At 48.4% G+C, this 20,374-nt stretch carries 20 protein-coding genes and 1 pseudogene; 7 read left to right on the top strand and 14 right to left on the bottom strand.

Annotated elements, in window-relative coordinates:
- Positions 1 to 15: 15 nt before the first annotated feature.
- The 6 genes from CZ360_RS04670 to CZ360_RS04645 form a co-directional block, all read right to left on the bottom strand.
- The gene (locus CZ360_RS04670; RefSeq protein WP_077533053.1) at positions 16 to 1,077 is read right to left on the bottom strand and encodes a glycosyltransferase family 2 protein; all 1,062 of its coding nucleotides are present in this window, start codon (positions 1,075 to 1,077) and stop codon (positions 16 to 18) included.
- A 72-nt stretch (positions 1,078 to 1,149) separates the two neighbouring features.
- Positions 1,150 to 2,259 (bottom strand): UDP-galactopyranose mutase, encoded by a 1,110-nt coding sequence (gene glf, locus CZ360_RS04665; protein WP_077533052.1) that lies wholly within the window; start codon positions 2,257 to 2,259, stop codon positions 1,150 to 1,152.
- Between the two features lie 349 nt (positions 2,260 to 2,608).
- A complete protein-coding gene (locus CZ360_RS04660; RefSeq protein WP_077533051.1) occupies positions 2,609 to 3,571 on the bottom strand; it encodes a zinc-dependent alcohol dehydrogenase in 963 nt (320 codons plus the stop codon).
- 13 nt (positions 3,572 to 3,584) lie between these two features.
- Positions 3,585 to 4,481 carry a ribokinase gene (locus tag CZ360_RS04655; protein WP_077533050.1) on the bottom strand — a complete coding sequence of 299 codons (897 nt, stop codon included), beginning with the start codon at positions 4,479 to 4,481 and terminating at the stop codon, positions 3,585 to 3,587.
- Between the two features lie 24 nt (positions 4,482 to 4,505).
- Positions 4,506 to 5,246, bottom strand: a complete 741-nt coding sequence (locus CZ360_RS04650; protein ID WP_077533049.1) for a substrate-binding domain-containing protein — start codon at positions 5,244 to 5,246, stop codon at positions 4,506 to 4,508.
- A gap of 23 nt (positions 5,247 to 5,269) precedes the next feature.
- Positions 5,270 to 5,524, bottom strand: coding sequence for a LacI family DNA-binding transcriptional regulator (locus CZ360_RS04645; RefSeq protein ID WP_077533048.1), 255 nt, complete (start codon positions 5,522 to 5,524; stop codon positions 5,270 to 5,272).
- Between the two features lie 397 nt (positions 5,525 to 5,921).
- Here CZ360_RS04645 and CZ360_RS04640 point away from each other — a divergent pair, with 397 nt between their 5' ends.
- The 3 genes from CZ360_RS04640 to CZ360_RS04630 all read left to right on the top strand — a co-directional run bounded on the left by CZ360_RS04640 (position 5,922) and on the right by CZ360_RS04630 (position 8,390).
- The gene (locus CZ360_RS04640) at positions 5,922 to 6,950 is read left to right on the top strand and encodes a LacI family DNA-binding transcriptional regulator (RefSeq protein ID WP_077533047.1); all 1,029 of its coding nucleotides are present in this window, start codon (positions 5,922 to 5,924) and stop codon (positions 6,948 to 6,950) included.
- Positions 6,951 to 7,102: 152 nt separating this feature from the next.
- Entirely contained in the window at positions 7,103 to 7,498 is a 396-nt protein-coding gene (gene rbsD, locus CZ360_RS04635) for a D-ribose pyranase (RefSeq protein ID WP_077533046.1), read from the top strand.
- A gap of 70 nt (positions 7,499 to 7,568) precedes the next feature.
- On the top strand, positions 7,569 to 8,390 hold the full coding sequence (locus CZ360_RS04630) for a sugar phosphate isomerase/epimerase family protein (protein ID WP_077533045.1): 822 nt from the start codon (positions 7,569 to 7,571) through the stop codon (positions 8,388 to 8,390).
- A gap of 62 nt (positions 8,391 to 8,452) precedes the next feature.
- Here the strand turns inward: CZ360_RS04630 and sigK are convergent, their stop codons facing one another.
- The 6 genes from sigK to CZ360_RS04600 all read right to left on the bottom strand — a co-directional run bounded on the left by sigK (position 8,453) and on the right by CZ360_RS04600 (position 14,993).
- Complete coding sequence (gene sigK / locus CZ360_RS04625; RefSeq protein WP_077533044.1) at positions 8,453 to 9,148, bottom strand: RNA polymerase sporulation sigma factor SigK; 696 nt, start codon at positions 9,146 to 9,148, stop codon at positions 8,453 to 8,455.
- A 120-nt stretch (positions 9,149 to 9,268) separates the two neighbouring features.
- Complete coding sequence (locus CZ360_RS04620) at positions 9,269 to 11,275, bottom strand: glycoside hydrolase family 31 protein (protein WP_407656966.1); 2,007 nt, start codon at positions 11,273 to 11,275, stop codon at positions 9,269 to 9,271.
- Positions 11,276 to 11,296: 21 nt separating this feature from the next.
- Entirely contained in the window at positions 11,297 to 13,570 is a 2,274-nt protein-coding gene (gene yicI / locus CZ360_RS04615; protein ID WP_077533042.1) for an alpha-xylosidase, read from the bottom strand.
- A 291-nt stretch (positions 13,571 to 13,861) separates the two neighbouring features.
- Positions 13,862 to 14,050, bottom strand: a complete 189-nt coding sequence (locus CZ360_RS04610) for a DUF896 domain-containing protein (protein WP_077533041.1) — start codon at positions 14,048 to 14,050, stop codon at positions 13,862 to 13,864.
- 3 nt (positions 14,051 to 14,053) lie between these two features.
- Positions 14,054 to 14,398: a cupin domain-containing protein gene (locus CZ360_RS04605; protein WP_229407989.1), complete on the bottom strand. Its 345-nt coding sequence runs from the start codon at positions 14,396 to 14,398 to the stop codon at positions 14,054 to 14,056.
- On the bottom strand, positions 14,388 to 14,993 hold the full coding sequence (locus tag CZ360_RS04600) for a pentapeptide repeat-containing protein (RefSeq protein ID WP_159438106.1): 606 nt from the start codon (positions 14,991 to 14,993) through the stop codon (positions 14,388 to 14,390). The genes CZ360_RS04605 and CZ360_RS04600 overlap by 11 nt, the downstream gene beginning before the upstream one ends.
- Before the next feature lie 233 nt (positions 14,994 to 15,226).
- Between CZ360_RS04600 and CZ360_RS04595 the strand changes: the two genes are divergently transcribed.
- The 4 genes from CZ360_RS04595 to CZ360_RS04580 all read left to right on the top strand — a co-directional run bounded on the left by CZ360_RS04595 (position 15,227) and on the right by CZ360_RS04580 (position 19,463).
- Positions 15,227 to 16,150 (top strand): zinc dependent phospholipase C family protein, encoded by a 924-nt coding sequence (locus CZ360_RS04595; RefSeq protein WP_077533039.1) that lies wholly within the window; start codon positions 15,227 to 15,229, stop codon positions 16,148 to 16,150.
- 63 nt (positions 16,151 to 16,213) lie between these two features.
- Positions 16,214 to 17,509, top strand: a complete 1,296-nt coding sequence (locus CZ360_RS04590; RefSeq protein WP_159438105.1) for an MFS transporter — start codon at positions 16,214 to 16,216, stop codon at positions 17,507 to 17,509.
- 77 nt (positions 17,510 to 17,586) lie between these two features.
- Positions 17,587 to 18,930, top strand: coding sequence for a hemolysin family protein (locus CZ360_RS04585; protein ID WP_077533037.1), 1,344 nt, complete (start codon positions 17,587 to 17,589; stop codon positions 18,928 to 18,930).
- 119 nt (positions 18,931 to 19,049) lie between these two features.
- On the top strand, positions 19,050 to 19,463 hold the full coding sequence (locus CZ360_RS04580) for a bis(5'-nucleosyl)-tetraphosphatase (RefSeq protein WP_077533036.1): 414 nt from the start codon (positions 19,050 to 19,052) through the stop codon (positions 19,461 to 19,463).
- An 87-nt stretch (positions 19,464 to 19,550) separates the two neighbouring features.
- Here the strand turns inward: CZ360_RS04580 and gloA2 are convergent, their stop codons facing one another.
- Both gloA2 and CZ360_RS14305 read right to left on the bottom strand, forming a co-directional pair.
- Positions 19,551 to 19,931 carry an SMU1112c/YaeR family gloxylase I-like metalloprotein gene (gene gloA2, locus CZ360_RS14190; protein ID WP_205411116.1) on the bottom strand — a complete coding sequence of 127 codons (381 nt, stop codon included), beginning with the start codon at positions 19,929 to 19,931 and terminating at the stop codon, positions 19,551 to 19,553.
- A gap of 156 nt (positions 19,932 to 20,087) precedes the next feature.
- Positions 20,088 to 20,237: pseudogene (locus CZ360_RS14305) on the bottom strand (DapH/DapD/GlmU-related protein); the annotation flags it as partial.
- Positions 20,238 to 20,374: the final 137 nt, after the last annotated feature.

Below are 20,374 nucleotides of genomic sequence, written 5' to 3'. Positions count from 1 at the left end.
AAAAGCCGACAGAATCTATCTGCCGGCTTTCAGTTTTGCAAAGGTTTTTACATTCCTGGTTTTTACATAAGAAATTATTTTCCCCTCCAGATGGCATAACGTCACGTTTCTCCACCGGATTGGGAGCAGCATCAGTTTCATATAGTTAGACCGGGGCCTTGCATAACCAAAGGCTTCCGCTACACGCGGGTTTCTCACGATTTCCCGGATCGCTGCCCGGCGCTGTCCTGCATTCAGCGTGCAGTTTACGTTTGTAACATTTTCGATACAGCCAACCACCCGTTCGATATACCGACGGTAGAGCATCTCCAGGCTTTCTCCGTCCGAAACATCCCAGTGCTGATATAAATCCAGCATCCAGGTGTGCTCCTCTTCCCGTTTAGGATAGAGATCGTCGCGGTAACGGGCTGTTTCCGATTCCGCGCGCGCGCGCATGAAATGATAATACTTCTTAGAGGTCACCACAACCCGTTCCACATCCCGGATAACCATCAGGTTAAAGGGAAAATCATCCATCCAGGTCTGGGGGAAGCGCAGGTTGTTTTCCAATAGATATTGAGAAAGAAACAGCTTGTTCCAGGGAGTATACAATAAATTCTTGTCAAAGAGCCTGTAAGCGTTTTCCCGAAATTCTCGCTGTGTGGAAAAAGCCCGGTCACGGTCGCTTAGCTCTGTTGTAACATATTCCGTATCGCTGTAATAGGTTTCGATGAAAAAGCCGGCTACAACAAGCTGTGCCTGATGCTCCTCTGCTAGGCGGTACATATCCTCCAGCATCGTCGGCTCTGCCCAGTCGTCCGAATCCATGAAGTACATATATTTTCCCTTTGCTGCTTCAATCGCCAAATTCCGGGCGCTCGGCGCGCCGCCATTCTCCTTGTGGAACACCCGGATACGGGAATCATTTTGGGCGTATGCATCGCAGATTTCCCCGCTTCGATCCGGCGTGCCGTCATCCACAATCAGAAATTCTATCTCCTTTAACGTCTGGTTCTGGATGCTCTCAATCGCCTTGCCGACAAACTTTTCTACATTATATACAGGCATAATCACACTGATTTTAATTTCTTCCGGCATTTTTCCTTTTCCTTTCTGAACAGTCCTCGGCCCGTTTTCGGGCGCGCGATCCCATGTGCCAATATGCCGTCCCTAAAGGATGGCGCCAAACTCCCTCTCTGCTGCCCTGAGAGCGGAAGCAGTTACCTGATCCATGTCATAATAGCGGTATTCTGCCAGCCGGCCGCCGAACAAAACACCTCGCTCCTTCTCCGCCAAAGCGGCGTACTTTTGATAGAGTTCCTGGTTATGGCTGTCGTTGACAGGATAATAGGGTTCCATCCCCAGTTTCCACTCGCTGGGATATTCCCGGCTGATCACTGTTTTCGGCTGATTCCCAAACTCAAAATGCTTGTGTTCAATAATCCGTGTAAACGGCGTTTCCCGGTCTGTATAGTTGACAACCGCTACCCCCTGATAATTATCTGTATCCAGAGTCTCGTTTTCCAGCCGGATACTGCGGTATTCCAGCTCACCAAACCGGTAATCAAAGTAAGAATCGATGGTGCCGGTGTAAACGACCTTCTCTGCCTTCTGCACCCATTTTTCGCGATCCTCAAGGAAATCAGTATCCAGCACAACGTCGCAGCCCTCAAACAGTCTGTCAACCAGCCGGTTATAGCCGCCGATCGGGATGCCCTGATGCGGGTCGTTGAAATAGTTGTTATCGTAGGTGTACCGCACCGGCAGCCTTTTAATAATGAAGGCCGGCAGCTCCCGGCAGCTCCTGCCCCACTGCTTTTCAGTATATCCCCTTACCAGCTTCTCATAGATATCCTTTCCGACCAGGCTAATCGCCTGTTCCTCCAGATTTTTCGGCTCGCCGGTAATTTCAGCACGCTGTTCCTCAATCTTTTTCTTTGCCTGCTCCGGCGTTATTACTCCCCACATCGCGTGGAAGGTGTTCATATTAAACGGCATGTTGTAAAGCTCGCCCTTATAGTTGGCAATAGGGGAATTGGTATAGCGGTTAAAGGTAACAAAACGGTTGACATACCGCCACACATGCTCCAATTTTGTATGGAAGATATGCGCGCCGTATTTGTGGACATTAATTCCCTCTACATTTTCACAATAAATGTTTCCGCCCAGATTCGGCCGTTTTTCAACAACCAGGCACTTTTTTCCGTGCGCTGTGGCCTGCTGCGCAAACACGCCGCCAAACAGCCCGCCGCCCACAATTAAGTAATCATATGGTTTCATGGCTTACTCCTAGTTTTTTCTCTATGATTTACAGATGCATTCTCCGGCCAATACTCTTAAAAAGCTTCCAAGCATCCAGGTGACTGTCCGCGCTAACCGCGTAGCAAAAAAACGCCCTGCAGGCAAATCGTTGGTTTTCCTTATTATACCATAAAATCGCCGGGATAAAACTGGCGGCGCTGCAAAGCGTGAAGGAACTCATTTTTAAGAACTGTTTTTTGAAACGCGAAACACCCCGTTTCACGTTATTATACCATACCGCCTATTTCATTGCAAGAAAGAGGAGCCTAAATATAAAAAGCTGAGAAGCCTTGTTGGGGCTTCTCAGCTTTTTATTTATAGCGCTGCTTTAGAAGGTAATGACACCCTTCATATAACCGTCTTCTTTGGTAATAGACTTGATAAATACCGGTTCTGCGTCATGGTAATCAGCAACGTGGGTAACAAGCTTCCCGGGGTTGTAAACACCTCTCTTAATCAGAGCGGCAGTACGCGGAATCATATCCCGGAAATGTGCGTTGCTGTTCGGGGAAAGATTATAAACAGTAACCCCGCTCATATGCCAATGCGTGCCGTCAAAGGTTTCCTCATGGCGGTGCCAGGAGCCAAGAACAAATTTGCCCGCGTCATGCAGGATCACCTTGTCCGCCAGCTCATACGCGGAATCTGTTGCGCCGAAGTCAATCACTACGTCGGCGCCGCCCTCAGCAGCCAGCCTTTCAATATGCGCCTTCCCCTCTTCGGATTCAGGGCTAAAGCAATAGGTGGGGTTATACTCTTTGGCCATCGCAAGGCGGTCTTCGCGCAGTTCGAATACGGTAAGCTCACCAACCGGATAAGCCTGGAGGCCCATCAGGGTCAAAAGCCCCATATATCCTGCGCCAACCAAGACGACCTTGTCGCCAGGCTGGATATTTGTAATTTTCAGCAGGTTTACTACGCAGACTGTCGGCTCCGCTACCCAAGCCGCAAAGTCGGTGGTATCATCCGGGATTTTAGCAACACAATCTCCGCCAACATTAAAGTACTGGCTCATCATGTCATTGCTGCCGCTGGCGCAAAACACTTTGTCACCCGGTTTTACATTGGTAACGCCTGCTCCAACCTTATGTACAATACCCGCCGCCTCATGGCCAATGATATAAGGGATCGGGCCGGGCGCGCTGATTCCCTGATAAAGATAGGAATCCCAAGCGCAAACTCCGCAGGCCTTTGTTTCAATCTGCACTTCATTGTACTTCGGATCCGGAACATCAATTGTCCGGATTTCAATTTTTTTTGGTTCTACAACCCAGATTGCTTCTGATTTCATCTTTCATTTCCTCCTATGTGCTTTTTAATAAATATTGCGTTACTTCCTGAATGGTGGGGATGGAAATTGCCGCACCCTTCTTGGATACCGCCAGAGAAGATGCGGCCGACGCTAATTTCAGCGCACGGTCAGCCGGCTCCCCTTTTGCAATGCTGCCCAGGAAAAACCCGGTAAAGGTATCGCCTGCAGCAGTGGTATCAACAACCTGCGTGGGATAAACGCCATGAGAATAGGTGTGCTCCTTATCCTGATAGAGCACGCCGTCCTTTCCCAGCGTTAAAATGATTTTCATTTCAGGATAATCCTGCAGGAGCTTTTCTGTGATTTTCTCCGGCTCCCGGAATCCAGTCAGTTGTTCTCCCTCGATTTCATTGATGAACAGCCAGGTCACATTGGACAGGTCACATCGGTCAATCTCAGCATCAATCGGAGAAGGGTTGAACGCCGCTAAAAGGCCATAATCGCGCGCTTTCTGGAGCAGACGCGCAGTCGCATTCGTTTCATTCTGCGTAACTAAGATATCCCCGGCAGAAAAAGACCGGAACACCTGATCCATATCCTCCTCTGTAATCTGAGAATTGGCGCCCTGATATAAAATAATGCTGTTCTGTCCGTTTTCGTCCACCTGAATGGTTGCGCAGCCTGTTCGTCCCTCCGACCGGATGACAAACTCACTGTTCACACCGGCACGCTCCAAAAACTCCAGCAGCATGGTTCCGTCCGAGCCGATCTTGCCTGCCAGATAGGTATCTGCGCCGGAACGTTCAAACGCGACGCATTGATTCAGCCCCTTGCCTCCCGGAAAGGACTCATATTGCAGGGGATGAATCGTCTCTCCGGGCCGAACAAAATGCTGAACCGAATAAACATGGTCAATATTCAATGAACCAAAAACAATTACCTTCGGCATTCGTTTCTCTCCTTTGTCTGTTTTTTACTCTATCGGCCTCGCCGTGCTTTTCCTGACGATTAACTCAGGCGGAAACACGATTCGCCGTTCCAACGCATTCTCTCCGCCAATCACATCCAAAAGCTTCTCAACAGAAGCGCACCCGATCTGGTATGCCGGCTGTGCAACGGTAGTCAGCGGAACCTCTGCCATCTCCGAAAAAGTGACGTCGTCAAATCCAACCACAGAAAGATCCTGCGGGATTTTTAAATGCTCTCTGCGTGCCCGGCGATAGATGCCATAACACATCATATCATTTGATCCGAGAATCGCAGTAACGCCCTGATCCAACAGCTTTTTTGACAGATTGTATCCGGCGTCCGCATGATAATCGCCCTCCGCCACCAGCTCGGAGCGAAACGGAACCGAATATTCCTGCAACGCGCGGATATAGCCGAAAAACCTCTGTTTTGCGGACTGCGATCCCATCGGTCCGGTGATACATCCAATCTTTGTATGCCCCAGCTCGAGAAGGTGCCTAGTCGCAAGATATCCCCCCAGCTCATTATCAGTAGAAACAGTCGGCATATCCAGCTCATCCACAGTACGGTCTACCAGGACAACCGGTTTTTCAAAGTGCTCCAACAGATCAGAACACTCCTTGGCTTTGTGATTGAGCGCATTGACCGCCATAACAAAAATAATCCCGTCAACCCCCCGCTCAAGAAGAACATTGACATAATCGATATCCTTCTGCGGGCTGTCATTCGTATTGCACAAAATCATACTGTATCCGCGCTTTTGACATTCTACTTCAGCGCCTTTGCGATTTCAGCAAAGAACATATTGGTGATGTCCGGAATAATCAGTCCAATTGTATTTGTTTTTTTCTTGATCAGCCCCACAGCCAACTGATTGGGATGATAATTCATCTCTTTTGCGGCTTCCAGAACCCTTTGCTTTGTTTCTTCAGAGATTCTATGCGGCTTATGATTCAAAACCAGCGAAACCGTAGAAACTGATAAACCGGTTTTTTGTGCCACATCTTTAATTGTCACCCGCATCCCATGTTAACTCCTTTTTAAGCCGGACGTCCCATTGACTGCCATTTATAACACTCATATCCCGACTAAAATAACCCCGGATAGCGTTGCCAAAACGTTATACCAGTGAAATCGATTATAATCTTAAAATAGAACAGAGCATCCATGTTGTCAATAGTTTTTGAAAAATAAATCCTTTTTTCTCTAAAATTGTACGTTTTAAATAATCTTTCTCATGGATATTTAAAAACAATTCTTGTTTACGAAACAATGTTTCTTCTTTATAATGGCTTTGTCCCATAAAGTAAAACGATTTAGCTATTGAATTTATCACCCAATCTGACACAACAATCACATTGCTTTTCATTCCGAATTTATCAATATTTAAATCATTTGAACGTATGGGAGGACGCCTGATTTGAAAGTTACATTAGATGATATCGCAAGAATGGCAAACGTATCAAAGGCGACCGTTTCCCGCGTTTTAAACCAGTCCGATAAGGGCGTCGGGGAAGAAACCAGAAAACGTGTACAGCAGGTAATCGACGAGTTAGAATACCGCCCCAGCCTTTTAGCCCGCGGAATTTCCATTTCCAAAACAAAGACCATTAGCGTCATTATACCGGACATCACCAATCCGTTTTTCTCCGAAATTTCCCAGAAAATCGCAGCATATGCGGCCAAAAGGAAATATACGGTTTTATTCTGCACGACCGACGATTCTGCTGAGAAGGAGGAACAGTGCATCTCTGTTATGATCACCAAGCATGTTGACGGGGTTATTCTTGCCTCTGTCATGCCGGATCAGACACAAACCCATTTTCGGTTTCAGAAATACGGAATCCCCTGTGTTTTTATTGACCGAAAAATCCCGCAGATGGAGCAAAGCGGCGGCGTTTATGTTGATAATGAATACGCCTTTTTTATGGCGACAGAGTATCTGATCCGCAATCAGAACAGGAGGATTGCCTTTTTGTCGGGCCCCATCCTGGTATCCACTTCAAAGGAGCGTATTGAAGGCTATCGTTATGCTTTAAAAGCACACGGTATTCCTATAGATCCACAGCTCATGATAGTGGGCGACCATTCCATAGAGACAGGCTACCATGCTATTCTGGAAATGAACCAAAAGCTGGTTCCCTTCTCTGCTGTTTTAGCAAGCAGCGATATTATCGCCATGGGCGCAATCAAAGCTTTGAAACAGTTGGGCGTCAAAATTCCTCAGGAGGTAGAGGTGATAGGGTTTGACAATATTGAATTTGCCGAGCTGATCGACCCTCCTTTGACTACTATGGAGCAGCCCATTGACGAGCTGGCGCACAGAGCGGTTGTCATGCTGATGCAGCTAATTCAGAATATTCCGTTAAAGGAGCAGAACATCCGGCTTGAATCCCGGCTGATTTACCGGAAAACCACAAAAAATCAAAGTAAAATGACAATAAATTAGAAGCCTGCACTATTTTTTATGCTATAATAGTAAAAAAGAGAGCCTTTCTGGCTTATATGCCAATGGCATTGGCAGGATAAAAATAGTGTATTTTTATCAATTCATGTTATAATGATTGTATTCAATATTTTTGTAGAAATGAGTGAACAGTTATGAAGAAGGACGGTATTTTAAACCCGGAGCTTTGTGCCGCAATTGCGGCGATTGGACATACTGAATTTCTGGTAATTGCAGACCCGGGCCTGCCTATCCCTGACGGAATTCCAGTCATCGACCTTTCCCTGGTGAGAAATATCCCAAGATTCATGGATGTTTTAAACGCGGTAAAGGAAGAACTGGTAATTGAGTCCTATTTTGTCGCGGCTGAAATCAAATCACAAAGCACCGAGCTTTATCAGGAAATTCAAAATGCATTGCCGGGACTTCCTGAATCAGATATGTGCCACGAGGATTTCAAAAAGATGCTGACCAAAGCAAAAGCAGTTGTCCGCACAGGTGAAACCACTTCATTTGCCAATATTGCACTGGTTGCAGGCGTGAACTTTTAGAACCTTAACACGGCCGAACCGTACGCTGTCAGTCAGCCGTGTTGATAAGTCATAATTTTAGGAGGAATGAATGATGAAAATCGCATACACCGGATGGACCTGGTTAATCAATCATGAGGATAACTACAAATGGGAATTCGAACAGTTCCTGAAAAAGGTTTCCGATCTGGGTTACGAGGCTGTTGAAAACTTCGCATTTATCACGAAATATTTTGACAACAATGCGGACGAAGTAAATGGCCTGCTGAAAAAATACAACCTGGAGCTTGTAAACCTGTATGAGCATTATACTGACGATGCAGAGGCAGACTATAAAAGCGCTCTGGAGTATGTAGACTTTATGAAACGTACCGGCGCAACCTATCTGAACCTGCAGGGAGTCATGTGGGAAGATGCTCCGAACAACCGTCCGACAGATGAAGCAAAAATCAAAGAATATGCAGAACTGTCCAACAAAATCGGGAAGCTGTGCAAGGAAAACGGTTTGGTCGCCTGCTTCCATCCACACGCCAACACACCGGTATTCACCGAAGAACAGATCGACCTGTTAATGGCAAATACCAATCCAGAGCTGGTCACACTCTGCCTTGATACCGCCCACACCACCCTGGCTGGTATGGATCCGGTCAAAGCATTTGACAAATATGCTGACCGCCTTGGCTATGTTCATCTGAAAGACGTCGATCCCGATGAATCTGTACACCCGGAATGGCCAATGAAACGTTTCCGTCCTCTTGGCGTTGGCACAGTCGACTTTAAAGGCATCTATAACGTGCTGAAGAAAAAAGGCTGGGATGGGGTGCTGTGCGTAGAGCTGGACATTCAGCCGGTCTGCAACTATAAATCCGCAATGGTTTCCAGAAGATATCTTCATGATGTGTTGGGTCTCTAATCACTGATACATAACTGAAGGAGGTGGATGGCGATAAAATCGCCATCCACCTCCTTCTTAATCTATAATTCATCACCGGCAAAGCATTTCCGCAGGGTTAAAAGCGCCTTTTTTTCGATCCGGGAAACGTATGACCGCGAAATATGCAGATGCTTTGCAATCTCCCTTTGGGTCAGCGGGCGTTTCCCATGCAGCCCATACCGCAATTTTATGATAAGCTGTTCCCGTTCATCCAGCTCGGAAGCTATAAAGCGGTACAGCTTTTCGGATTTTAAGCGCAGGTCAATCCGGTCAATCATGCAGGTCTCATCTGCAACCAAATCCATAAGCGTCAAGGTATTCCCGTCCTTATCAGAATCAATTGGATCACTGATATAGACATCGGAGGCCGTTTTCTTCACATTCCGGAAATGCATAAGGATTTCATTTTCAATACACCTGCTCGCATAGGTTGCAAAGCGGGTTCCCTTATCATAAGAAAAGGTGTTGATCGCTTTGATGAGTCCAATCGTACCAATGGAAATCAAATCGTCCTGATCGCCGCTCAACGCATAATACTTCTTTGCAATATGTGCCACCAAACGCAGATTGTGCTCCACCAGCTTCCCCTTTGCCATTTCATCTCCAGACTGCATCAAGGAAAAATATTTTTTTTCATCCTCAGCCGAAAGCGGTTTAGGAAATGTTCCAATCCCCTCCACATGAAGCGCCAAATATAGCAGACGCTCCATAATCAGTGATATCCAATCTATCAACATGATTCTACCAACTCCCTTTCTGTACCCTAATATTTATGGGCATCGGATTGTCCGGTATGTGCCCGAATAAAAGAAAGAGGCAATTAAAAAAGCAGATGAAACAATCATCTGCTTTTTTCTTTATTCAGCTATCGGAAGTTCCTTTCCGTCTCGGATAAAGAGCGGAATCTGGTCAATCGGTGTTTTCACGGTAACTGTCCGGCCGCCCTGATGCCTTTCCTTTGTCCAGGCGTCTGTCCAGACCGAGCCTTCCGGCAGGTATACCTTTCGTTCCTTCTGTTTTGCATATAATACCGGAGCAACCAGAATATCCGGACCAAAGAGGTATTCATCCTCTGCCTTCCATGCTTCACTGTCATCCGGGAAGTCATAGAACAGCGGACGCATCACCGGCGTACCCTTTTCATGCGCCGCTTTCATCTGTTCTGCAATATATGGCTTTAACCGTTCGCGCAGGAACAGGTATTTGCTGCAGATTTCCAGCACCTGCGGGCTGTAAGACCACACCTCATTATCTGCACCGGATAAGCAGGCCGCGCCGCCAGTTGTGCCATACTGCGGCTTGTGCGGTTCCCTGTCCCCATGCAGCCGCATGACCGGACAGAATGCGCCGTATTCAAACCAACGAATCAACAGCTCATGGAATTCCGGATCATCGACCCAGCCGCCGTGGAACCCGCCGATGTCCGTAGTCCACCACGGAATTCCGGCAATCCCCATATTCAGCCCTGCGGCGAACTGATTTCTTAGGGAGGTAAAGCTGGAATGGATATCCCCAGACCAAACCAGCGCGCCGTATTTCTGGCTGCCCGCCCACGCACAGCGCAGGAGATTGATGATATTTTCCTGTCCTTCCTCTTTCATTCCGTCAAAGAAGGTTTTCGCATACATCACCGGATAATAATTTCCGATCTGAAGATTCGGCCCGAGATGATAACGGTAGTTATCAAAATCATAGACAGTATATTCCGGTTCTGCCTCGTCCAGCCAGAACAGTCTGACTCCCTTATCATAGTAATTTTTCTTTGCCTTTTCCCAGACATACTCCCGCGCGCCTGGGTGGGTCGCGTCATAATGGATGGTATTGCCCTGAAAGTCCATTCCAATCCGGAAACCGCGTTCCGTCCGGATCAAATAGCCCTTTTCCTTCATTTCCTGGAAATTTTCACTCCGGTAATCCACAGTCGGCCAGATGGATACCATCAGTTCAATTCCCATCTCTTTGAGCTCGGCAATCATTGCATCCGGATCAGGCCAGTAAGTGGGATCAAATTTCCATTCGCCCTGCAGCGGCCAGTGAAAATAATCAATGACAATCACCGAAATCGGCAGCTTGCGGCGCTTATATTCCCGCGCTACCTCCAGCAGCTCCTCCTGCGTCTGGTAGCGCAGCTTGCACTGCCAAAAGCCCATTGCAAAATCAGGCATCATCGGAACGGTGCCAGTCGCTTTTGCATAGGCCTCCTCGATTTCAGCCGGTGTATCGCCGGCAGTAATCCAATAGTCCAAAATTTTGGTGGATTTTGCTTCCCAGGTAGTGATATTCTTTCCAAATGTCACCCGGCCAACCGCCGGGTTATTCCAAAGAAAGCCATAGCCAAGAGACGACAGCGCAAACGGTACGCTTGCCTGGGAATTTCGCTGCGCCAGCTCCAGGTCAGTCCCCTTCAGGTTGAGGTAGGGCTGCTGATACTGCCCCATCCCATAAATCCGCTCATCCGGCGAGGTGGACTCAAAGCGCATAGACAAGCAGTAATCTCCGCCGATTAACGGCCGGAATTCCCGTGCTTCCACCTCCAGCGCAGAGCAGTACTCCGCCTTGATATCCCTCCTGTTGCGGACATACTCATTCAAGAGCAGAGTCCCGTCCTCCCGGTGAAAGCTCAGCTTTCCCGCCGCAGTCAGCTTTGCTGCCAGCTTGCCGTTTCTGATCTGTGCCGAGCCGTCCTCATGGATCTGAATTTCCGGCGTGCAGGCCTTCGGCGGCAGCAGCGCCCAATCCTCCTGCGGCATGCCAGCCGTCTTGGTAGCGCGGACACGCAGGCTGTTTTCGCCCCACGGTTCAATCCACAGCTCCTCCGCGTCATAATGATAAATTAAGCGGCTCTTTTCCTGATCTATTGCCATCATAATCCCTTGCCTTCCTTTCTACTCTAGGGTCATAATCACCTGCTTCGTTCCCACTTCAGCAGATACGGTCATATTTCCTGCCTTTACCTGCCAGGGATACGCAGCATTTGCAACCGTTACCGTCAGGCTGCTGCCATGACGGACTGCACAAACAGTATCGCCCAAGGTGCCGTCTTCCTGATAAACCTGGAAAGCCGTTTCTGCTCCGTCCTTTATCTCGTCAATCTGATAGGTGATTCCGTTGAGATAATTGTAATCCGGACGGTCAGATACCTTCCCGACCGGAAGGATAGCATTTTCAGCTACAAAAAGTCCCAGACCGAAATAATCATACACGCGGTGATACCACCGGCCGCCTTCCAGCTTTTCTCCATCCAGTATGCTGGTCCAGGTGCCCTCCGGAAGATAGAAATCAACCTCGCCCCGGTCGTTGAATACCGGCGCGACCAAAACGGAATCTCCCAGCTTGTATTGGCAGTCCAGATAAGCGCAGGCCCTGTCGTCCTGATGATCCATCACCATGCTCCGCATCACTGGAATTCCGGTATAATGCGCCTGACAGGATACCGAAAACAGATATGGCATTAATTTACATTTCAGATTAGTAAAAAAGCGCAGCACGTCCGAGGATTCCTCGTCAAAATTCCACGGGACGCGGTAGCTTCCGCTTCCGTGCAGACGGCTGTGGGTGGATAACAGCCCGAACGCACACCAGCGCTTATAGAGGTCAGGCGTCGCAGTGCTTTCAAAGCCGCTGATATCATGGCTCCAAAAGGCATATCCGCTCATGGACAAAGACAGTCCTCCGCGCAGCGTTTCCGCCATCGACTCGTAGGTGCCGGAGCAGTCGCCGCCCCAATGAATCGGGAACTGCTGTCCGCCTGCCACGCCGGAACGGGCAAACAGTGCCGCCTGACCCTTGCCGAAATTCTTTTCCAGCAGTTCAAAGACTACTTTATTGTAAATGTGGGTGTAATAATTGTGCATCCGCTGCGGGTCGGAACCGTCATAATAAACGACATCGGTTGGAATCCGTTCGCCAAAATCCGTTTTAAAGCAATCGACGCCCAGGTCGATCAGCCCCTGCAGTTTCCCGGTATACCATTCCACTGCGGCTGGATTGGTAAAGTCGACGCAGGCCATCCCCGCCTGCCACATATCCCACTGCCAGACGTCCCCGTTTGGCTTCTTCAGGAAATAGCCCTGCTCCTTTCCTTCCCGGAACAGGCTGGAAAGCTGGCCGATATAGGGGTTGATCCAAACACAGATTTTGAGTCCCTTTTTCTTCATTCGGGCCAGCATTTCCTTCGGGTCCGGAAACATTCTGTTATCAAAGGTAAAATCGCACCATCTGAATTCCCTCATCCAGAAGCAGTCATAATGGAACACCCTCAGCGGGATATCCCTCTGGGCCATTCCATCGACAAACTGATTAACAGTATCCTCATCATAGCTGGTGGTAAAGGAGGTGGTCAGCCAAAGCCCAAAGCTCCAGGCCGGCGGCAGGGCTGGTTTTCCGGTCAGATCTGTGTAGGTGCTGATCACGTTATGCAGGGTATCGCCGCCAAGGACAAAATATTCCATAGTCTCTTCCGGGACACTGAACTGCAGCTTGGAAACGACCTCGCTCGCAACCTCGTAGGAAACGCGCCCGGTATAATTGACAAACACCCCATAGCCCCGGTTTGTCATATAAAACGGGACGTTCTTATAGGCTATTTCCGTGCAGGTGCCGCCATCCTCCGCCCAGATGTCTACCGTCTGCCCATTTTTTACAAATGGGGTGAAGCGTTCGCCCAGGCCGTAAACGGTTTCCCCTACGCTGAGATTCAGCATTTCACGCAGATAGTTGTTTCCGTCAGAATGCTTGACATAGGCCATCCCGGTCAGTCCATCTCCGGTAGAGGTGAGATAGCGGTCTTTGTAATAATAGGAAATGCTAAGCTGATCTCCTTTTTTAATGCGGGCCGAGGTATCGCCGCTTGTAAAGATCACCTCGTCATCTGTCATGCTGATATCCACGGCAGTTGGCTCGCTGCTGATTTCATATTCCGGCCCCCGTTCGGCAACGCCATAAAAATGTGCCAGCCGTACCCCGATCACATCTCTTCTGGGAGAAAAAAGCTCGATGGCCAAAACAGGCAGGTTCAGCGTCTGAGCGCGGTCACGGATTACCACGGTCGGCGCGGTGATCTGCACCCTGTCCTTCTTGACAAAAATCTCATAGGCCTGCTTTGCCTTTAAAATGCTGGTGCCCTCTTTGACCTGCCACATCCCATTTAAAAATTTCATTGATTGTACCCTAACCCTGCCATTCGCAAAGATTCCTTTCTGATGGATTTTGAAGCGGCCTTGCCGCTATGCAGAGCTGCCGTTCCGGCTTCTGCAGCAAAATTAATATCACGCGCAAAAGCTTTCACGCTCTTTTGTCGATATCTGTTTTCCCTTTATCACGTGATCGAGCACGAGCTTTGATTTTATTTTAAGGCTTTTCCTTTAAAATGCAATTTTAAAAACATAGATGTTTTAATCTTATTTTTAGTCAATACAGCAAGAGACCCGTACTTGTCCTGTACAGGTCGGCTATGAGTTTGGCAAATTGGTGTCCTTCCCTTTTTTGATATATTCCAGATGTGCCCGCAGATTCTTTTTATATGCGTCAATATATTCCCGTCTCAGTCTCTGCTGCTCTTCCTGCTCTTCTTTCGTAAGTCCTGTTTCTCTCGCTTTTTTCGCCAGTTCGTTAATCCGTTTAATTTTGTAGTCTTCCATTTGTTATTCCTTCCCCTCCTGATAAAATACACAAAGCCAGATGCAGGGCGGCTCCTGGGAGGTATAGGCGACCTGATGCCGGCAATGCGGAGGAATCAAAAACGTATCGCCCTGCCCCAGTGTCACCTGCCGATCCTCCAACCGCAGAACTGCTTCTCCCTGCAAAACGCTAACCCATTCTGCTTCGTCCTGGTCATACCAGAAATCCTGTGCCGACGTCTGTCCGGTGGATATGATTTTTTCAATCCGAATATCAGGAGTCTCATGCAGCACGAGTATTTTTTCGTCTGCGCCCATTTCCTGTCCGGAAATTTCAAACAGGTTTTCCTTTTTCCCGTTAACTGACAATGCCGCCCATCCCCTCCGCAATAACCACCGCCTGCTCCAGATCGATTTTGGTATGGCTCATCCTGACATCATTCATATAAACTCCGTCGAGTCTCGTCCCACGGAGATCCGCTTTTTTCAGGCTGCTGCCAGACAGCATAGCGTGGCTCAGGTCAGCATCACGGATCACAGCCAGCTCCATGTTGCATTTTCTCAGATCCGCATTGGAAAAATTGATTCCACTGAGATCCATCCGTGAAAAGTCGCTCTCATAAAAATTAGAAAAGGAAAAATTTCCTCGGACAAGGGAAAGCCCGGTCAGGTCTGCGTCCGTAAAAATGCTCCCAGTTGCCTTGCAGTCAGTAAAGGTGGCGCAGAACAGGACAGCACTATAGAATTTGCAGTTAACAAACGCGGAATTTTTATGCTTTGAGCCGCTCATCCGGGCAAAGGAAAAATCGCAATGGTCGAAAATACAGCCCCTTGTGACTAACTGGGACAGATTCACGCCCCTGAAATTACATTCATAAAACTCATAGCCGTTCAGCTCCAAATCCTGCAGCATTTCCCCGGTGAAGTCATGCCGCCGATACTGTTTTACTTCTTTTATAAACATCCCTATTCTTCCTATCCGTCGGATTCCGAAGGAATCAATCATATATTATAAAATACTATAGCATACTTTAGCTGATTTTCCAACTCTTTTCCCACAAGATTTCCTTGCTTGTTGCCTCATAATCGCTTATAATGAAGGTAACCCCCGGAACCGTCCTGCAGGGCGGTTCGATAATTCTCCAAATCGCGGGAATACTGATAGTAATGATACTACAAATCAAAGGAGTGGACGGTATGCCCGATTTGGCAACCCATCTATTATTTGGCCAGCAGGTGAAAAACGAGTTGGCCCAGCCCTTTACTGACGCGGTCGACCGCCATCCCGGCGTCTTTGCCTTTGGCACGCAGGGCCCGGACCTTTTCTTTTTCCGGAAGGCGCTGCCGCATACGAACCCCATTCATAAATACGGCAGTATTCTGCACAAGGAAAAAATCCCGCAAACATTTGCATTTTTCAAAAATTATACAGCGACCTACCACTATGAGCCAGGCGGCTCTATTCTTTTGTCCTATTTTGCAGGATACCTCTGCCATTATTTTCTGGACAGCTCCGTCCATCCCTATGTTTATTACCTGACAAAGCGCCGCAGCCAAACAAGCCGCCTGCATGCTGCCGCAATCCATGCGCAGATCGAAGCGCAGCTAGACGCTTTTTTCTATAACCATTTCTACCACCAGCCAATCTCTGAATTTCATTTCCGGCCGCTGTTTCAGGTGACAGAGTCGGAAAAGCTGGTAATCGCCCGGCTTTATCAATCCCTGATGCAGCATGTATATCACAAAAAATTGAAGCCGCAGGAGGTTGTCCGATCCTTTGATGATTTCCTCAGTCTCAGTACCATGTTCTTTGAACGCCCGGCCTTGCTCCGCAAAATCGGCGCGGCGGCCAGCTCCGTCTACCGTCCGGCCGATATCATCGCCGCCCATATTAAAACAGGCGACTTCGGAGAGGATACCGCCAATACCGGCCATCGTGTTTGGAATCATCCGCTTTACCCGCAGCGTGTTTTCACCCAGTCCGTCCCGGAGCTCTTTGAAGCCGCACGGGAAGAAACGGTCAAAAATTTGAAGCTCTGCGCGCAGGCTATGGGACAGACCAGCCTTCCCTTCCCGGTATCAAAAGATTTCAGCGGCAACGACCTTGCCTCCTTAACCTGACGGAATCGGGCCAGCCAGCCCAGAAAGGAGCCTCTTTGCATTTCAAAAGAGGCAGAGATGATTATGAAGCTTCCACGTTTAAAATCCAATGAAATGATTCAGTCTTTTATTCACCTCAAGGGAAATCCCAAGGCCTGCGTCTGTACCGAGCCGCTCTGGTATATCCCCTATAACCTTTTCATCCCCTTTGCTACTGTGTACATGCTGAATCTGGGACTTGACGATATCCAGATCGGCCTGCTGGCCAGTATAGGGATGATTCTGCAGATGGTCTCAGCCTTTTTCGGCGGTGTGCTGACAGATAAATTCGGCCGCCGGAAGGTTACTGCCATCGTCGATTTTATTTCCTGGTCTATCCCCTGCCTGCTCTGGGCGTTTGCCCAGAATTTCTGGTGGTTTCTGGGAGCAGTGGCGCTCAACAGTACGATACATATCTGTTCCAATTCCTGGAACTGCCTTTTGGTGGAGGACTGCCCCAAGGCGAAGCTGGTCAACGTATTCTCCATGATCCAAATGTGCGGCCTGCTGGCTGTTTTCGTCGCGCCGCTTTCCGCGCTGCTCGTCCAGGAATTTTCTCTCGTTCCGGTAGTGCGGTGCTTATATCTTTTCTCCTGCGCTTCCATGACGGCAAAATTTGTTCTGCTGTACCGGTATTCCACAGAAACAGCGCAGGGTATCAAACGAATGGAGGAAACGCGGCATGAGCCCATCCACAAAATGCTGCTCGGTTATAAGGATGTCTTTCTCAAGATGATCCATTCCCGCGCTATGCTGATTGTCCTGCTGGTCATGGTTGCCTATCATGTTACCGATACAACTACCGTAAACTTCTTCGGCATCTATGCTACCCAGACGCTGAACGTCCCGGAAAGCCTGCTGGCAATTTTCCCGATTATCCGCGCAGCGATCATGCTGATCTTCATTCTGTTGTTCCAGCCGCGGGTAAACCGCCTCCCCTATCGCCCGGTCATGCTGTGCGGCTACGGGCTGTTCCTCCTGTCACATCTGCTCCTCATTTTCGCGCCGCATAACAATCCCTGGTACCTGATGCTGTATACCCTTGTCGAGGCATGCTCCCTGGTATGTATTGTCCCTCGGAAGGATTCCCTCAACGCATTGTTTGTGGACGAGCAGGAGCGGAGCCGGGTAAGCGGTTTGATCTTTATGGCCATGGTGGGCGTAGCTTCCCCGTTTGGATGGATTGCGGGATTTCTCTCCTCAATTGACCGGCGGCTTCCTTTCGTTCTGAATATTGCTATTTTTATTCTGGTTTCCGTCGCTGTCTTATGCTCTAAGGAGATTACCCATCTCGACCGGCAGATTCGGGAAACGAACGATCAGCCTGCATTTTATGAATAATGATTGACAATTTTCGTGATAGAAGGTATGATTAAAATTGGTGGATTTGATGCCTATTTTTTGAAAGGAGTTACAACATGGACGACGTTGGGCGATGGTGCCTGATTATCATTTTTTCAATCTTGAGCTTTCTTTTCTGCGCGGCAGAAACTGCCCTGACAAATTATAACGAGAACCGGCTGGAAGAACTGGCTGAGGAGGACAAGGCAAAAAAGCGCATTGCTAAATCAATTTTGAGCCGCCCTACCTCCAGGCAGGCAAGCTGGATGGAAATGAGCAGCCTGATCAGTATGCTGGCCGCAGGAATCAGCGGATTCGGACTCGCTTTTGCGGGACTGCAGGCCCTGACAGCCTCTGCTGCAAAACAGCTTGAAAACAGCCCGGCGCAGTACTGGTTTTCTGGCCTGATCGCTGTCCTTGCTTTCCTGATCACGGCCTGTCTTGTGATCACTGTGACGCGTTCCCTGCCAAAACGAATTTTCAGGAGATACCCGGAAAGGCTTTTGCTCAACGCTTATCGGTATATTCGGGGAATATCCTTCCTTTTTTATCCACTCGGCGGGTTGACCGCCCTGCTGGCCTCCGGAATCGCACGTCTTTTCGGATGCGATCCAAAGGCTGATTCCGAGGAAATCACCGAAGAAGAAATCCGCAACCTTGTTGATGCGGGCGGCGAAAACGGGATTATCGAGCAAGAAGAACGGGAAATGATTAACAATATCTTTGATTTCGACGACAAGGATGTTTCTGACCTGATGACCCACCGTACTGATATTGTCGGACTGGATCTTCAGGCAAAGATCAGCGACGTGGTTTACCATGCCATCAACGACGGCTTTTCGAGAATTCCTGTTTATGAAAATGATCTTGATAATATCAAGGGGATCATTTATGTAAAGGACCTGCTATGTCTGGTTGGCTGCACCTCCTCTGAAGACTTCCGGATCGAGGATTTCCTGCGTGAAGCCATCTATGTACCCGAGGCGAAAAAATGCAGTGACCTGCTCAAAATTTTTAAGACCAAAAAAGCGCATATGGCGGTTGTTGTCGACGATTATGGCGGGACAGCCGGAATTGTTACAATGGAGGATCTTTTGGAATCGATTGTCGGAAATATTCAGGACGAATATGACGACGAGCAGGAGGAAATCGTCGCATTAGAGGATGGGTCTTATCTTCTGGACGGAGCGGCCGGCCTGGATATCATTGAAAAAAGGTTTGACATTCATTTTCATGTAGATGAAGATATTGATACAGTCGGCGGGCTGATCACCAATACCCTGGGCCGGATTCCAAAGGACGGCGAGCAGCCGGAATTAACGGTGGGGCACCTTCACTTTAAGGTTTTAGTGGTCAATGACCAGCGGATTGAACGGGCAAAGGCCACAGTTATTCCCCTGCCGGAAGAGAGCGAAATATAAAAGATATGGGAGTTTTCCCATATCTTTTTTAAATGTAAAAAAATTATAAAGAAGAATGATTTTTTTTTGGAAATATGTTATGATATATGTTAGTTATCTAAATAGAAAGAAGGTTCTCTATGCAATATGAGAAATCTTGTGGTGCGATTGTATTTCGAAAGTACCACGGGAATACAGAATTATTGCTGATTAAGCATGCGAACGGGGGACACTGGTCTTTCCCTAAGGGACATGTTGAACCGGGAGAAACAGAAGAGGAAACTGCGGCGCGTGAAGTAAAGGAAGAGACCGGGATTGATATTATGATCGATTCTTCTTTTCGGGAAGTTGTATCTTATTCGCCTAAAAAGGATACAATGAAGGATGTCATTTATTTTCTTGGCCTTGCCAAAAATTTTGACTGCACCCCTCAGCCGGAGGAAATCTCTCAGATCAAATGGGTTGAGATCAGCCGGGTACACCAAATTTTAAGTTATGACAATGACCGTCAGCTTGCAAACAAGGTGAAATCACTGATCAAGTACAGCTATTAGCTTAACAGCGTAAGAAAACAAAGAGGAAAGAATGAGGAAGTCATCCCCCGCAAAGCCTGCGGAGGATGACTTCCTCATTCTCTGTGGTTATTCATGCAGTTCCAGCGGAAGTCCGTCCGGATCTCTGAAAAAAGTCATCTTCTTGCCGGTAAATTCATCGATGCGTACCGGTTCCGTCTCGATTCCTTTTCCCTCAAGCCATGTTACGGCTTCCTCTATTCTCTTTACTCGGAACGCCAGATGCCGCAGACCGCAGGCCTCCGGATTTGTCACCCGTTTTGGCGGATTTCTCATGCCAAAGAGCTCCAGTTCACAGTCACCCAGCTTTAAATCCAGCTTGTAGTCTCCGCGCTCAGGACGGCGATTTTCCCGTACCACAGAAAAGCCCAGCTTGTCCACATAGAATTCCCTGGATCTCTGATAATCAGAAACAATGAGCGCCACGTGATGAATCCGGTTCAGCTTCAGGGATTCTCTCTTTCGGAAGCGTTCGCTCAGGCGGACATATTCCTCCGCATTATCCACATTTCCTCTGATTTCTTCCTCCGTCAAAGGCCGGCGGATCACCGCAGGGTTTCCATAAACCATCATTCCGTCCGGTATTACTTTGTTTTGGGTGATCAAGGTCCCGGCACCGATGATACAATTCTTTCCGACCTTTACCCCATTGAGCAGGATGGCTCCCATCCCGATCACTGTATTATCCCCGATTTCACAGCTATGCAAAATTGCACTATGCCCAACCGTCACGCCTTTGCCGAGGATCACCGGCATGTCGAAAAACACATGAACCACCGTCTGATCCTGAATATTGCTTCCTTCCCCGATGACGACGGGCGCCAAATCCCCTCTCAGAACGGCATGATGCCATATCGAGACGTTCTTTTCCAGCGTTACGTCCCCTTCCACAA

The organism is Massiliimalia massiliensis (assembly GCF_900155615.1).
In the GTDB taxonomy this organism is placed as follows: domain Bacteria; phylum Bacillota; class Clostridia; order Oscillospirales; family Ruminococcaceae; genus Massiliimalia; species Massiliimalia massiliensis.
Note: the sequence above shows the minus strand (reverse complement) of the source record. Positions and strands in the feature narration are given on the sequence as shown.